Annotated in this window: 10 protein-coding genes; 4 read left to right on the top strand and 6 right to left on the bottom strand. The window is 67.3% G+C overall.

Annotation, left to right across the window (positions count from 1 at the left end; all coding sequences use genetic code 11):
• Nucleotides 1–119 precede the first annotated feature (119 nt).
• Nucleotides 120–1,385, bottom strand: coding sequence for an MFS transporter (locus STRTUCAR8_RS25470; RefSeq protein ID WP_006378625.1), 1,266 nt, complete (start codon nt 1,383–1,385; stop codon nt 120–122).
• A gap of 386 nt (nt 1,386–1,771) precedes the next feature.
• Nucleotides 1,772–2,230 (bottom strand): hypothetical protein, encoded by a 459-nt coding sequence (locus STRTUCAR8_RS25465; RefSeq protein WP_006379275.1) that lies wholly within the window; start codon nt 2,228–2,230, stop codon nt 1,772–1,774.
• Between the two features lie 998 nt (nt 2,231–3,228).
• On the opposite strand from STRTUCAR8_RS25465, the gene STRTUCAR8_RS48420 reads away from it, so the two are divergent.
• The 4 genes from STRTUCAR8_RS48420 to STRTUCAR8_RS25450 all read left to right on the top strand — a co-directional run bounded on the left by STRTUCAR8_RS48420 (nt 3,229) and on the right by STRTUCAR8_RS25450 (nt 5,570).
• Nucleotides 3,229–3,792, top strand: a complete 564-nt coding sequence (locus tag STRTUCAR8_RS48420) for a hypothetical protein (RefSeq protein ID WP_006379204.1) — start codon at nt 3,229–3,231, stop codon at nt 3,790–3,792.
• A gap of 316 nt (nt 3,793–4,108) precedes the next feature.
• Nucleotides 4,109–4,762 carry a hypothetical protein gene (locus tag STRTUCAR8_RS25455; protein WP_158697455.1) on the top strand — a complete coding sequence of 218 codons (654 nt, stop codon included), beginning with the start codon at nt 4,109–4,111 and terminating at the stop codon, nt 4,760–4,762.
• Nucleotides 4,741–4,872, top strand: coding sequence for a hypothetical protein (locus STRTUCAR8_RS55160; RefSeq protein WP_006378975.1), 132 nt, complete (start codon nt 4,741–4,743; stop codon nt 4,870–4,872). The genes STRTUCAR8_RS25455 and STRTUCAR8_RS55160 overlap by 22 nt, the downstream gene beginning before the upstream one ends.
• A gap of 128 nt (nt 4,873–5,000) precedes the next feature.
• Nucleotides 5,001–5,570 (top strand): hypothetical protein, encoded by a 570-nt coding sequence (locus STRTUCAR8_RS25450; RefSeq protein ID WP_044472809.1) that lies wholly within the window; start codon nt 5,001–5,003, stop codon nt 5,568–5,570.
• A 222-nt stretch (nt 5,571–5,792) separates the two neighbouring features.
• Here STRTUCAR8_RS25450 and STRTUCAR8_RS25445 read toward each other — a convergent pair whose 3' ends face one another.
• The 4 genes from STRTUCAR8_RS25445 to STRTUCAR8_RS25430 all read right to left on the bottom strand — a co-directional run bounded on the left by STRTUCAR8_RS25445 (nt 5,793) and on the right by STRTUCAR8_RS25430 (nt 13,243).
• Nucleotides 5,793–6,023 carry a hypothetical protein gene (locus tag STRTUCAR8_RS25445; RefSeq protein WP_044472808.1) on the bottom strand — a complete coding sequence of 77 codons (231 nt, stop codon included), beginning with the start codon at nt 6,021–6,023 and terminating at the stop codon, nt 5,793–5,795.
• A 70-nt stretch (nt 6,024–6,093) separates the two neighbouring features.
• The gene (locus STRTUCAR8_RS25440; protein ID WP_044472807.1) at nt 6,094–7,350 is read right to left on the bottom strand and encodes a PIN domain-containing protein; all 1,257 of its coding nucleotides are present in this window, start codon (nt 7,348–7,350) and stop codon (nt 6,094–6,096) included.
• Nucleotides 7,351–7,667: 317 nt separating this feature from the next.
• Nucleotides 7,668–10,904 (bottom strand): hypothetical protein, encoded by a 3,237-nt coding sequence (locus STRTUCAR8_RS25435; protein ID WP_006378695.1) that lies wholly within the window; start codon nt 10,902–10,904, stop codon nt 7,668–7,670.
• Nucleotides 10,905–10,948: 44 nt separating this feature from the next.
• Nucleotides 10,949–13,243 (bottom strand): hypothetical protein, encoded by a 2,295-nt coding sequence (locus STRTUCAR8_RS25430; protein ID WP_241784705.1) that lies wholly within the window; start codon nt 13,241–13,243, stop codon nt 10,949–10,951.
• Between the last annotated feature and the right edge of the window lie 26 nt (nt 13,244–13,269).

Raw genomic sequence — 13,269 nt, 5'->3', positions numbered from 1 at the left:
GGCCTGCCCCTGGCGCGGGCGTGGGCCGGGCGGTCGTCACAGGGGGCCAAGGGCGCTGGGATGCCCACGAGTTGGTCCACGTGGTGGTGTGTCTCATGGTCGGTTCTCCGGTTCGGCGGTCAGGAAGCGGCGGGGACGGGGACGGCGGTCATACGGGTGGCCCTGCGGCGATGCATGAGCCCGGCGAGCGGCAGGCACAGGGCTGCGCCCGCGGCGCCGGCCGCAAGGGTGGTGAGCGCGGCGAGAACCCCACCGCCATAGGTCAGGGAAACGGCCGCGAGAACGGGGGCGATGATCACGGCGACGGCGAGGGTGGATCCCCAGATGCCTGCGTACAGGCCGCGGGCGGACTCGGGTGAGATCTTGTTGAGGACATCGGATGCGGCAATGAAGAAGGCGATCTCGCCGGGAACGGCGGTGGCCACGGCGAGGCTGTAGCCGAGGGTGGTGTCGGCGAGGCCGGCGCTGCCCATGCCGACGCCCAGAACAAGCGAGCTGGCCGCGAGTGTGCCGATCATGGGTCGCTGTCCGCCGCAACGGCGGCTGAGCCACGGCGTGAGCAGGGGGGTGAGGGCGATCACCGTTCCGGCGTTGGCGACCTGCGTCCATCCGTAGGCGGTGGCGGCCAGGCCGTCGTCCGCCATGAGCATCGGAAGCGCGGTGAACATCCCGGCGGCACACGTCAGGGCGAAGACGCTGGCCGCCCACAGCAGCCACAACCGCGCGTCGCGGGTCACGGCCCGCATGGGGACGCGGCTGGAGGGTGCAGTGGCGAGGGGGGTGTCGGCGGGCAGGCAGCGGTGTGCGATGAGGGCGCATGCCGCGCACGCAGCGGCGTTGAGCCAGAACAGGATCTGGAAGCCGAGGTGCGCGGCCAGGAAGCCGCCGACCGCTCCGGTGAGGGCCGCGCCGATGTTCACTGCGCCGTGGCGCCACCCGTTGACCGCTGCACGCTGCGCGTCGTCCGTGATGAGGTCTGCAATGACGGCCGAGACGACCGGGCGCGCCGCGTCGTACACGATGCCGGCGATGACGGCCCCGGTGCAGACGGCGGCGAAGTCGTGCGCCTGCGCCAGCAGCGGAAGGAAGACGGCGGCCGTTGCCATCGCCGTCACGAGGGTGCGGCGTCGGCCGAGGCGGTCGGCAGCCCAGCCGGTCAGCAACTGACCAAGGAACCAGCCGATGCCGAAGGCAGCGAGGACCTGGCCGACGGCCTCGGTGGCATAGCCCAGGTGCTTGAGGTGGTAGCTGAGGAACGGGTAGGCGAAGCCGAAGCTGCGTGCCACGAGCGTAGTGACGAGAAGGGCCCAGATAGCGGGCGGCCATGGGCGTGGGGCGGGTTGTTCGGGAGCCTTGGCGGCGGCGGGCAGGGTGGTGGCTGACACAGACGCTCCAGAAAAAGGCGGACGCAGGATGTTCCGGTGGGGCGGCCGGCGTCAGCTGGTTCGGGCGCCGGACGGGAAGGGTGGAGTGGGTGGGTGCGTCGCCGTGGGCGGGCGACGCCCCACTGAGCAGCCGGGCCAGCGCCCGCGCCGGAAGGACGCGGGGATGTCGCCCCAGGGGATGGAAGCGAGGGGCCGGGCCGGCCAGCCCTTTGCGGGCCACTCCCAAGGCTCCTTGTAGTGGCCCTGCGGGAGCTCCACGGCGGTGGACTTCTGACCCGCCGGGATCAGGAAGGCCGGGCATATCTGCTCCGACTGGCCCGCCGAGAGCTTCTGGTCGGTGTCGCAGGCCGGGGTAGTCGGACCACTCCGCCCCGCCCAGGAGCAGCTCACACGCGGGGCGACGCCGCCCAGCCCCACGACTTGTAGCCCCCGCAGCAGTGGCGCCAGTCCAGGTACAAGGTGCCGTCGGCGTAGGGTTTCGTGGAATGGACCTTGGCCTTGATCGCGCCGGTCGAGTAGCTGCCGTTGCCGAAGACGTCCCGGTTCTCCAGCGTGCCCTCGAACTCGTAGTCCTTCTTCGCGACCGTCGGGTCCGTGCCGGCAACCGACTTCTTCAGGACCAGGCGGTAGTACGCGCCGTCGTACCAGTTGTCGGAGACGAAGAGCGGGCCGTCCCACTTGATGACGGCTTTGGCATAGACGTAGGAGCCGCTGCGCGCGGAACAGTTCTTGACGGTGAAGTCCCACTGGTCGGGCTGCGGACCGCTGTAGTTGGCCTGGTCGATGCTGCGGCTACTCGACGTGCAGTGCCAGGTGAGCGCGGCCGCCGGGGATGCGGAGCTCACCGTTGAACCGGCTACTGCCGCAACAGCGAGAAGTCCCGTACCTGCGCGGCGAGCGAGAGTGGACATGCGAATCAAACCTTCCACGTGAAAGGCCACGCACGGCGCGCGAGGGGGCACCTCGACACAGTCCGGTGCAACAGCTGTAGGTGCAGGAGTGGACGCCGCTGGTTCAGGGGCGTGAATGAGGCGAGCGGGTTCGGTGTTATGGGCTCATCTCGGCGCGGCCGGGGCGGCGGTCACGGTCAGGGCGGCGGTCACCGACAGGGCAAACATGGCCGCGGCGGCAAGTCGAGCGGGAGCACGAAGTCGCATGGGAGCCCTTCAATTCATGGGGTGGGGACATGGGTGACGGGGCGAGCCGCCCCACCAGCCGCACGGGTCGCTGCCAGTGCACGGACGGTGGGCATGGCTGTCCGCGGCGCCGTCGGTTCTATGCGGCCTTCCTCCGGCGTGCGACCGAGGCCTGAGTTGTCGTCATGGCATCGCGCCGCAAGGCAATGGATGCAGCGGCAGTGACTCCGACCTGAATGGCCTCCATGGGAATCGGGCGAAGCGAGACTGCGCGAGACGCGGCAGTGGAGACTCGCACTCGACTCACCGAGGAGGCACGCACGGTCGCAACCACACCGCGATCAGCGGAAGAGTCACGCCCGAACATGTTGCCCGCCTTACATAGAGTGGATCGAGTTCCTATTGCGCCCTATTTAAACACGACTCGGAATGCCATTCAATAGACAGTCGACTGTGACTCGATGAGCGCCACTGCGCGGGACATCTGCAGCACTGGCTGCGACGACAGGACCGACCTGAACGTCTTCGCCAAGGTGCGCCTCTTCTGGCGCCTGCCCTCGGCCCGAGGGGGCGCGCAGGTCGCCACTCCGGGACCCGTCGTGCGTCTACGTGGCGACGGCTCAGGTCTATGTGACGACTCACCCGGGGGCCGCACCGGGCGCGCCTATGATCGGTGCATGCCGTCGCCCCTTCCCACGTCCCTCGCTGTGTCCGACGCCATCACCCACTACCGCCAGCTGCGCGAGCTGACCACCGATGAGCTGGCCTACGTGCTCCGGATGCTCGATCACCCGATCTCAGCCGATGCCCTCGCGGAGATGGAGCGATGCGCTCGCCCCGTGACCGTCGACGACCTCGTCGCAATCTCCTATGCGCTCGACACGACCCCCGCGGTGCTGCTGTCGCACATTCCCATCGATATGCCGGAACCCGAGGGGCCCCTGGCCACCGGGCTCCCCAGCGACGTCGACCAGTCAGAGCTCCGCGCCTGGCTTGAGGGGAGGACCACGCTCGACCGTGAGTCGCGGGTGAGCTGGTGGAAAGAGCGGGCCGCCCGCCTCAGGGTCCGGTCGGCGCACCACGAGGAACAGTTGCAGGGCGCGTACGCGGAGCTGCGCGAGCTCGGTGACCTGGCGCTCCAGGAAGCGGACGCCCCGCCGGTGCAGCGTCTTCAGTGGCGCATCCAGGACGGCGAGCACGCGCTCAACCAGTCCGAAGTCGCACTGGCGCTGACTGAGCATCGACTCGGCAACCTCCGAGAAGAGGCCTGACAGCCTGAGTTCCGGCCAGTCAAAGTCACCTATCCATAGGCGACTTTGGCTGGCTTTCTTTCTTTAGGTGGTACATCTGGTACATCAATCTGCAATACTGATAGTGCTCTTGTGAATGCCTTCGCGCGTGCTGATGTGCGAGAAGAAAGCCCGGAAGTCGGTGAGGTGGTCCTCAAGGGGGCCGGCTTCGGCTCCCGGGCGTGGTCGGGAGCCGGGTCCCGGGGATGCAGCGTGGAACTGTGGAGCCGAGATGCTGGTCCCTGTGAAGAGGGCACCACCTGGACACGCGGGACTGAACGAGAAAGCGGGGGCGATCATGACTGAGGATCAGTCTCAGTTACCCGAGCAGCCGGCCCAGGGCCATGTACCAGTTTCACGGGCCGTGCCGCCGCGACCGCAGGTTCCGCCCGTTGTCACGGCCGAGAAGTGGGGCGCCGGGTTGCGGCAGACGCATCACCGCGAGCCGACGATGTCCGGGTATCAGGCCGCCGTTCATGCCGGACTGATCGCTTCCGAGCGCCGGTCTCGTGATCCGTCGATGCGGCAGATGGCCGACGGAGCCGAGCAAGTCGTCAACGGTGCCCGGGACTTCTTCAACACCAAGGTCGCGCCGGCCGTCGAGAACTCTGGAGCCAAGGAGTTCCTCAGCAACCGCGTTGCCCCCGCCGCGCAGAGCGCCGCGCGCTCGATGGGGCAGAGCACCTCGCGTCCGGCACTGGCCAGGCTGAGGGGGCTGGCCACCTTCATCCTTCCCGTCGCGGCGTTCCTGGCGATCATCTCGCTGTTCATGCCGGTCGCTTCAGCCTTGGGCTTCTCGGTCGACTACTTCAGCGATGAGGCCGGAGGTGAGAGTGGCTTCCTGCTCTTCATCATGCTCGTGGCCATCGCTGCCTTTGTCGTGGCAGTGTCATCCGCAGGGCGAACTGGTCCCGCATCACCGCTGGAGTCGTGGGCATCGTCGCCGGCCTGATCGGCGTGGTCGACGGCTTCGGGACCATGGGCTCCGTCAGCGGCACCCGCTACGCCTCCGTCGGGGCGGGCGTGGTGGCGTGGTGCTCCTGGCGCTGCTGTCGGTCGTGATGCTGGCTGCTGCGGTCCTCATCGTGCTGTCGCCGCGTCAGATGCCGACGATTCCGCCGATGCCACCAGCCCGGCCTCCACAGAGCTGACCCAAACCGGCTTCCCAGAACGAACGAAGGAAGAACACCATGAACTCCACCAGGACCGCGCATGCGACGCGGACCAGGATCGCCGTGTCCGCCGCGGCCTTGGCCGTGGGTGCTCTCATGCTCACCGCCTGCAGCGGGAGCAGCGATGCTGCTTCCTCGCAGAGCCCCAGCAGCAACCAGGCCTCCAGCTTCGACGGTGCCTACATCTCCATCACCGACGGGGCGCGCGGCGGCATCGCCGCCATCGACGGCCACAAGATCACGTACATCAACGTCACCGCTGGCGACCAGCAGTGCCAGCTGACCACGAAGGCCCTCGGCGACATCAAGCACGGCTCGATCGTCAAGGACGGCAAGACCGACAAGGGTCAGTACCAGGTTCTCTCGACCGGCACGATCAACGACAGCCGGACCAGTGTGCTCTGGGACGACGGCAACGGCTCCGACCAGACAGGCACTGACCCGGGATCCGGCTCGATCTCGATGTCGGACAGCATGATCACGCTCGGGTACACCTTCGCCTACTCGATCGACCAGGTCCAGCTCATCCCCGCCGACAGCGACCAGGCGAAGGCATTGATGGCCAAGGACTGCAACCAGCACAGCTGATTGCCGCACCACCCAGGCAGCACAAAACGCTGTGGACATCACGTCCGGCCAATCTTGCTTCGCGGGCGCGCGCCGACTGGTTCGCCCGCATCGACACCCACCGGCCGGTACGACTGGCCGGGCTGCGCAGACCGAGCATCTACCGCCCGGCCGCCCCCTTTGCCGGTCCGCACCAGCTCACCGGCCCCGGCCGCGACCTGCTGGACGCACTGACCGCTCACCTCACCCCGGCCGCCCTACCCCCAGCGAGGTGACCTCCACGACCACCGGCACCACCGCAGTGCCCAGGCTGCTGGAGCAACTGCGGACCCTGCCCGACGACGCCTTCACACGCCTGCAGTACGCGGCCCCGCAGGCTGGCTGCTTCAACGGGTGCGCGATGTGCTCGCAGGGCGCCAGCCGCAGCACCTGGGGCATGACCCGCCAGGGACTGACCGGCCTGCTCACCGCCATCGGACAGGCGTCCACCGAGCGGGACCTGGCCGTCGCCTCCGGCCACGGGGACCGAAATGGCGCCTGGCGGTCATGCTGCGGACAGCGCTTCCAACTCCTGCAGCAGCCAGTCCGCCGTGACAACGGCTTCAGCCGGAACGGGCTCGTGGCGGCTCATGTGGCGGGCAGCGGTGTCGGCAAGCCGCTGCGCTCGTGTCAGCCCTCGGTAGACCCAGTACACCTGTAGGTCCAGCAACTCAGCGTCTGTGAAAGGCGCGGTGAGCGCAGCGAGCAGCGTGCCGTAGCCGTCGGGCCGCCCGGACTCGACGTACCGGCGCAGGCGGATGCCGGCGTCCCGTGAGTCGGTGTAGAACACCTGAACGCTCTGCCCGGTCACCTGCCCGTACGCGTAGGCGATGAGAACGGCCGCCAGTTCACCGTCGACGATCTCCGGTTCCTGTGGTACGGCCATCACCCGCACGCTGTCTTCGCGCGCGCCCTCGCCGGACGCGAGAAGGAACGCCACTGCTGCGCCGTCGTAATGCTGGGAGCGGCCCCAGTCCGTGACCCACCCCAGCTCACCAATTTCCATCGGTGCGGGCCGCCCTGGCCGGGTGGCTATTCCGGAGGCAACGGCACGGCTCGCGTCGTCAAGTCGGAGGAAGGTCGATGCCGGCCTGCTCTCCGAGACCTGCTGGAACATGTCGCGCATCCCCCTCCTGTCCCTCACCTCGATGGAAGCGGAGGCCAGGCGATCCAGATGCGGCGCCACGTACGGGCGCAGTGGAGTAGCCAAGGCGGTGACACTGCATGCCTGGACAAGCGACTGGATCAGCTCCGCCACGCTCAACGGTGCGATGATGAACACCTGGTCGTCCGGCTCGACGGCTGCCAGGCTGACGCACAGGGCGGCCACCGCACATTCGTCAGCGTGCACTTCCGGCTCGCTGATCCGCAGGGTGCCGCGGCCACCGCCGCCAGCATGTCCCCAGTTGTCGCCGACCGCCCGGTACCGCAGCCGCAGCACGGCGACCCGCGGTGTGCCGCTCGATGCCGATCGCCACACCTTGAATACTTGACGGATGGTGATACTGCTTTCCACGTCACCAGTATCCAACAGTCCTAACCGGGCCCAGATCGGCCAGTACCCTCGGCACCTCTCCCACACGTGAACTGGGATCAGGCACCACACCGTCCCCGCCCGCGCCCCGGCAACGAACGACGCCGGGGTCGGCCGCCGGGTGGCCGCGATGATGTCCGTGGTCAGCGCGGAGGTGTCCAGCAGTGCGCGGCGCAGCGGCCCGCGCTGGTACAGGGTGCGCCGTCCGGCCGGCACCAGCTCCTTCATCCGCGCGTCGTAGTGCGGGCGTTGACCGGCCGGTGCGGAATTCCGGCGCCGTGCGCGGGCTGCACCGACCGCACCGGAGAGCGCTGAGTCCTTCCGCGACCGGTCGGCAAGCGCTCAACCTACGGTGAGAAGAAGCCTCTCCGCCCAGCCTTTGCCGCGGGGGATCACCCGGCCGCGCGGGAACTCACCGCGAAGCCTCGATCCGAGCTGCACGCTCTTCCCCCTTCTCCTCCTGCCGTGCAAAAGACGACGCACCTGGTGAAGACGATCGCAATGGTCGTCCTCACCAGGTGCGTCAGCCCTCCACGCTCGCCCGATCAGTCCTGCGGCTTCTCGCGTCGGCCCCGGCGAAGACCACCGGCCGACCGCTGCTGCCGCTCCGGAGTCTCCACGCTCTGAGGAGCCGGATCGGCAACCCGGAGCGGACGGGGACGAGGACGCGGAACCGGCCGCGGCGAAGGAGCCGGTGTCCGCGCACCAGGCGCAGCCGGAGTCCGACCCGAAACCGGAGCGGCCACAGGACGAGGAGCCGACGTTCCGGCTCCCAGCTGCCTCGGAGTCGGGGTGTCCTGAGCGGCACGCGTAGGACGCGTGCTCGGCGCGGCCGGCTGCCCAGAAGCGGGAACGGGAACGAGACCAGGAGCAGCGCCGCCGTTGAAGCGCTGCGGTGCAGCCTGCTGGTTGCTGCCCTGCTGGCTCTGCGCATCCTGGGTACCCGTGACGAACGGCGTCTGGCCTGTCTGGCCGGTGACAGCCTTTCGGCTGGTCGGGACAGAACCAGCGCGGCCGACGCTGCTCTGGCTTTGAGAGCCACCGCGAGAACTCGGCGGCTCCGTGTACGAGGCCAGGACCTCGCCGGGGATGACCTTGTTGCCGTCCGAGGTGTACCCGAGGTTCGACAGGCCGCCCTGGTTGCTCAGATTCTGTGCCGTCTGTTTGTCCGAGTGTGAGCTGCCCGCTCCGCCACTGGTCAGCTGCAGTGGACCGCCTTTGTCGTCGGGATCGTCGCCCTGGGCAGACGAGCCCAGAGCACCGGCAGGACCGCCACCGCCACCGGAGCCACCGCCACCAGGACCACCGTCCAGTGCCGGGCTGTTCGGATCGCCCGGGTCACCCTCGCCGCCGCCCTCCAGGGCCAGCGGTGGCTTGCCGGCAGGCAGAGCCGTGGCGTCGCCGTTCGTGCCGCCGGCGTTCGTCGACGCCGTCTTGCCCGCGGGCTTGCCCGTGCTCGGAGACGCCGGGCCGCTGGTCTTGCTGTTGAACCCGTTGGCGAGCTTGTTGCCCATGGCCATACCCGCGCCGGCCCCTGCACCTGTGGCCAGAGCAGGCATCAGCCCACCCTTGTCCGGCTTCGGCGCGGAGTTGGTCTCCAGGAACTTGTCCACGAGCTTGGTGACCACCTCGTCCATCGCCTGCAGCACCGTCTTGCGGACCCGCAGCAGAGCGAAGGTGATGCCCATGATCATCAGCGAGGAGATGAGTGTCAGGATCACCACGATGGTCCCGCCGAGCGCAGCGCTGCCCCACAGGCCGGCCGGGCTCATGAAGCTCGACACGGGCCCGGCCATGATGTCCGGGACCGAGATCAGGAACTCCGAGACGAACTGGTAGATGAACAGCGTGACGAGGACCTCCAGGATCAGCGCCATGGAGTAGACGATTACCTTGGCGATCGCGGCCATCGCGCCCAGCGTCGCGAACGGCACGGCCGCTACGAGGCCGAAAATCCGCTTGACCGAGCCGGCCAGCATGCCGATGGCGTACCAGAAGCCGAGCAGGACGATGGAGCCCAGGACCGTGGCTGCGTTGGACCAGTACATGAACTTCGCCGGCCCCGTGCCCACCTGGCTGACGGCCATGTGGTTCTCGCGGGTGAAGCCGGACGTGGCGTTGTTCGAGCTGTACATGTTCAGCGAGCTGGGGCTGAACCCGGTGTTGAGGTAGTTGTACGCCGCCAGGGGAGACAGGTTGCACGAGGAGGGCGTCTTGCCCACCGTGAAGCCGCAGTTGCTCTTCGTCCCGGTCGTCGTGAAGACCGTCGAGTCCTTGCCGGGACGAGAGGAGGTCAGGCCCGTGCCGTCGGTCGAGATCACCGGGTGATCGACCGGCTTCGGCCCCTTCTCCTCACCGAAATCCTCCACGTCGCCGTAGCTGTCCTTGTCGACGAACCAGCTCTTCTTGACCTCGGCGCTCTCGTCCAGCTGCGTGATCGAGCTCTTGATCCCCGACTCGAAGTCGGAGGCTGCGATCTCGTTGCTGGCGATGTACTTGCCGATGATCCCGAAGGTCGAGAACACCGCCTTGAAGTCGTCCGACGCGCCGGTGCCGACGGAGACCGTGCCGTCCTTCCAGGCCGACTCGGCGTCGTTGGCCTTCGTGCCGATGCCGATGCCGTTGAACGTCGCTCCGTGGGACTGCTTGTTGATCGCCAGCGCGCTCGTGCGCACCGACATCATCGCGTCAGAGCTGGCCTGGTCGCCGCTCCAGGAGACAGTGGCCTGGTCCGGGATCCCGAGGCGGTCGTTCATCATCCACGCTTCGAAGTCGACGTAGGTGCTCAGTACGACGCGCGTCGGACCGGCATGCTGGCCGAGAACCGAGTTGTCGAACTTGTCGAGCACGCTGGTGTACATCGATCCGATGAGCGGCAGGCCGACGCCGATGAAGACGACGCGCACGATCAGCTTCTTGATCGCCGAACCCCGGTCCATCTTCTTGAACATGACCAGGCCGATGAGCAGGAAGCCGATGAAGATCGGCACCAGCACCTGCCACGAGATGTCGACGAGCAGGCCGTACCAGCCGCTGATCCACTGCTGCAGACCCGAGAGCGCGCCGCCTCCGGTGTCACCTCCCGTCATACCCTCGGCAAGAGTCGGATTGACCGCCGCGACTGCGCTGTAGAACCACATGAAGGGGTTGATGAGCTTCAGGAACTGGAGGATGACGTAGAACAGCGTGCCGACCGCCAGCGCCAGGGCGTAGAGGACCCAGATGATGGAGCCTCCGATCACGCTCACGATCTGGCCGCCGATGCCCGAGGACATGGTGTCCAGGCCGAGGTCAGCGTTCGCCGCCCCGAAGTGCGCGTAGTCGAGCATGCCCGAGTACTTCGCGTCGCCCTTGTCGTCTTTCGCTGCCAGGGTCTCGTACGTGACGGTCTGCGAGGACCCCGACACCTCGGCGAAGAACCAGCCCACGATGTTGCCCAGGCTGAACTCCGAGTCGGCGTAGCCGAGCATGGAACCACCTGAAGCAGGACTGCTCGTGACCGGCTTCCAGTTCTCGTGCATGCCCTTGTCGTTCGACGGCGAGTTCTTCTCGCTGAAGTACGAGCTCGCATTCGAAGCCAGCTGGTAGAGGCTGTAGTTGTCGCGCTCCTTCTGGTCGTCCGCGGACGCCGGCGAAGAAGTCGCCATCATGAAGACCGGCACGAACAGCACGGCCAGGAGCACGAGGGCGAGCCCGCGCACGAGCCTGCCCTGGCGGGCTCCGCCGCCCCCGCGGCCGGCCCAGGCACGCATCCGCGCCACCGCCGTGATCCTCCCGTTCATCGTCTCCCCCCTCCTCCTCGCCCTCGTATCAGCGCTGACCTCGCTCATGCCTTGACCAGCTTCTTCGGCTCGGGCTTCCTCGCTGACTGCATTGCGCCGTCCTCGGACTGCTGCAGGCTCTTCTTGCCGTTGCGGCGCTTGCCCCCGTCGCTCTGGCCCGCGTCAGCCTCGCCGTCACCGCCCTCGCTGTGCTTCCGGATGCTGGTGAGATTCGAGCCCGGTGCTGGCTTGTCGTGCATGACCGCGTCCATCCGCACCGCCTCTTCGGCCCTGGCAGCCTCCAGGCGGACCTGCCTGCGCTGGGCCTCGCGGTAGGGATTGATCCCCAGCGCCAGATCCAGGTGGAAGACCACGTTGGAGACGCCCCGGCGCAGATACGTGAGGTTCTCGCCCTTGGCCGTGATGAGCTGGGCGAGATCCGGCGGAATCCGCTGGTGCAGCTGCTTCTGGTACTCCGCCACCGTGCCGTCGCGCATCGGGCCCAAGAGCGTGTAGTCCGCGGCGTCGAACTTGTTGAAGTCGCTGTCGGCCAGCATCCTGTCGACGTCGTTGTAGCTGTAGACCACCCGGCCGCCACGCTCGTACATATGGTCGAACTGGTCCTTGATGTACTTCTTCACCCGGTCGTCGATGTGCTCGGTGCCGTGGATGATCACCGTGTCGCCGAGCCCCAGCTTGCCAACGGCGAAGCCGACGATGTTCACCAGCTGCGCCATCGCCACGCCCTTGCCGCGGCGCATGAGCCGCGAGAAGTCGTAGACCACGCGCCGCGAATCCCGGACCCCGTCCACCGCCGAGGCCGTGTGGTTGTTGAACAGGTCGCCGTTGGTGCTCAGCATCGCGTTGGCGATGCCCCTGAGCACGTTGTAGGCGCGCAGCTGGTCCGGGTCGGTCTTGCTGGAGTTCAGCAGCGCCTTGTGCGCGGTTGCCACGTAGGAGACGAACATCTGAAGACGCGGCACCTGGGTGTGCGGGATGTTCACCACGCGCAGGCGGTAACGCTGCTCCTTGGCGTTGTGCCGCCACATGCCCTGCTCGATGTAGAAGTCGGTCGCGGTGTCTTCGAGGGCGCTGCGGATGATCGAGGCGATCGCTCCGTCGCTGGTCTCGTAGAGCTGCTCGAACATCAGCTTGAGCTTCTCCATCTGGGCGGAGAAGACCGCCAGTTCGTCCTCCTCCTCGCCGAACATCTCGAACATGTTCACGTCGCCCTGATTCAGGTCCACGCGCGAGGTGAGCCGTTCGAACTTCGGGCCGAGCTTGTCGAGGTTCGCTCCGTCGAGGACGAGGTGGACGACCTGGCCGTTGTTCAGCAGCGTGGCCTGCGAGATCTTCGAGCACCACATGTTGGCCACCCGCTGGCGGTCGAGGTACTCGCTGAGCGTGGCGTCGGCGACGATCGCGTGGTGGTCGTAGGCGTTGACGTCCATGAGCACGGCGCTGTTGTTGACGTCGCCGACCATGTAGCCGACGTATTCGCCGCCTCGGTCGTTGAGGCCATTGGTCACCAGCGAGTACGAGCCGGCCAGCTCGGTCGAGGTGAAGTGGAAGCCCTTGCCCTTCTTCTTCTCGTTGTTCTTCCACAGGCCCGAGAGCTCCTGACGCTGCTCGCCGGCGTAGGGCGCAGCCTTCAGCGTGCCGAATCGGTCGATGTACAGACGCGTGACCCGGTCGATCGTGTCGTCCAGGGTTGCCAGATCGGGGGCCTTGAGGAAGAGCCGGTTGTGTACCGAGAGGTAGCTCGCACCGTCCTGGATCTCGCCGATCGTGATCCCGAGGTCACCGGAGATCTTCGCGGCCTTGCGCTTGGAGGAGGTCGTGCCCGTCTCCTCCTGCTCGTTCGCATCCAGCCGGTCCAGCTTCTCCGACTGCTTGGTGTACGAGTCGATCCACTTCTCATCCATCCGCTTGACCTGCTCAAGCACGACGGCGGTGACTCGCTCGTCCAGGCCGTCCGGGATCCGGTCGATACCCCAGAAGGCGGCGAAGTTGTCGTGCGCGGCGTCGTCGTGGAAGTACGCCAGGATGCAGGCGACCGAGCCGTCGATCCCGAAGTAGTCGGAGCGGAAGAGGTACTTCTCCTTCGGCTTCAGCGCGAGCAGGTGAGGGTAGGCGTCGAACGTGCCCTGGAGGTGCTTCACCTCCTGGCGGCGCTGCCACCAGTTCTTCTTCGGCTCGGCGGCCTCATCGGCTGCGCCGTCCGCCGGCGCAGCGTCCTGTACGCCCTCAGCCTGAGCAGCACCGTCCGCGCGCGGATCATCGACCACAAGCTCCGCGGTCTCATTCGTCTCGGCAGGCTTCTTTCCCGGAATGCCGAGCTGTGCCCGGACTTTCGTCATCAGCGCCATGGTGTCCTTCGTTCGTT

It is taken from the genome of Streptomyces turgidiscabies Car8 (assembly GCF_000331005.1).
GTDB lineage: Bacteria > Actinomycetota > Actinomycetes > Streptomycetales > Streptomycetaceae > Streptomyces > Streptomyces turgidiscabies.
This window is presented reverse-complemented; position numbering and strand designations above follow the sequence as displayed.

Coding starts and splice junctions, on each gene's coding strand:
- STRTUCAR8_RS25455 (WP_158697455.1), top strand. CDS start 4,109: ATGACTGAGGATCAGTCTCAGTTACCCGAGCAGCCGGCCCAGGGCCAT.
- STRTUCAR8_RS25450 (WP_044472809.1), top strand. CDS start 5,001: ATGAACTCCACCAGGACCGCGCATGCGACGCGGACCAGGATCGCCGTG.
- STRTUCAR8_RS25445 (WP_044472808.1), bottom strand. CDS start 6,023: ATGGCGGTGAGCAGGCCGGTCAGTCCCTGGCGGGTCATGCCCCAGGTG.
- STRTUCAR8_RS25440 (WP_044472807.1), bottom strand. CDS start 7,350: ATGAAGGAGCTGGTGCCGGCCGGACGGCGCACCCTGTACCAGCGCGGG.
- STRTUCAR8_RS25435 (WP_006378695.1), bottom strand. CDS start 10,904: ATGAACGGGAGGATCACGGCGGTGGCGCGGATGCGTGCCTGGGCCGGC.
- STRTUCAR8_RS25430 (WP_241784705.1), bottom strand. CDS start 13,243: ATGACGAAAGTCCGGGCACAGCTCGGCATTCCGGGAAAGAAGCCTGCC.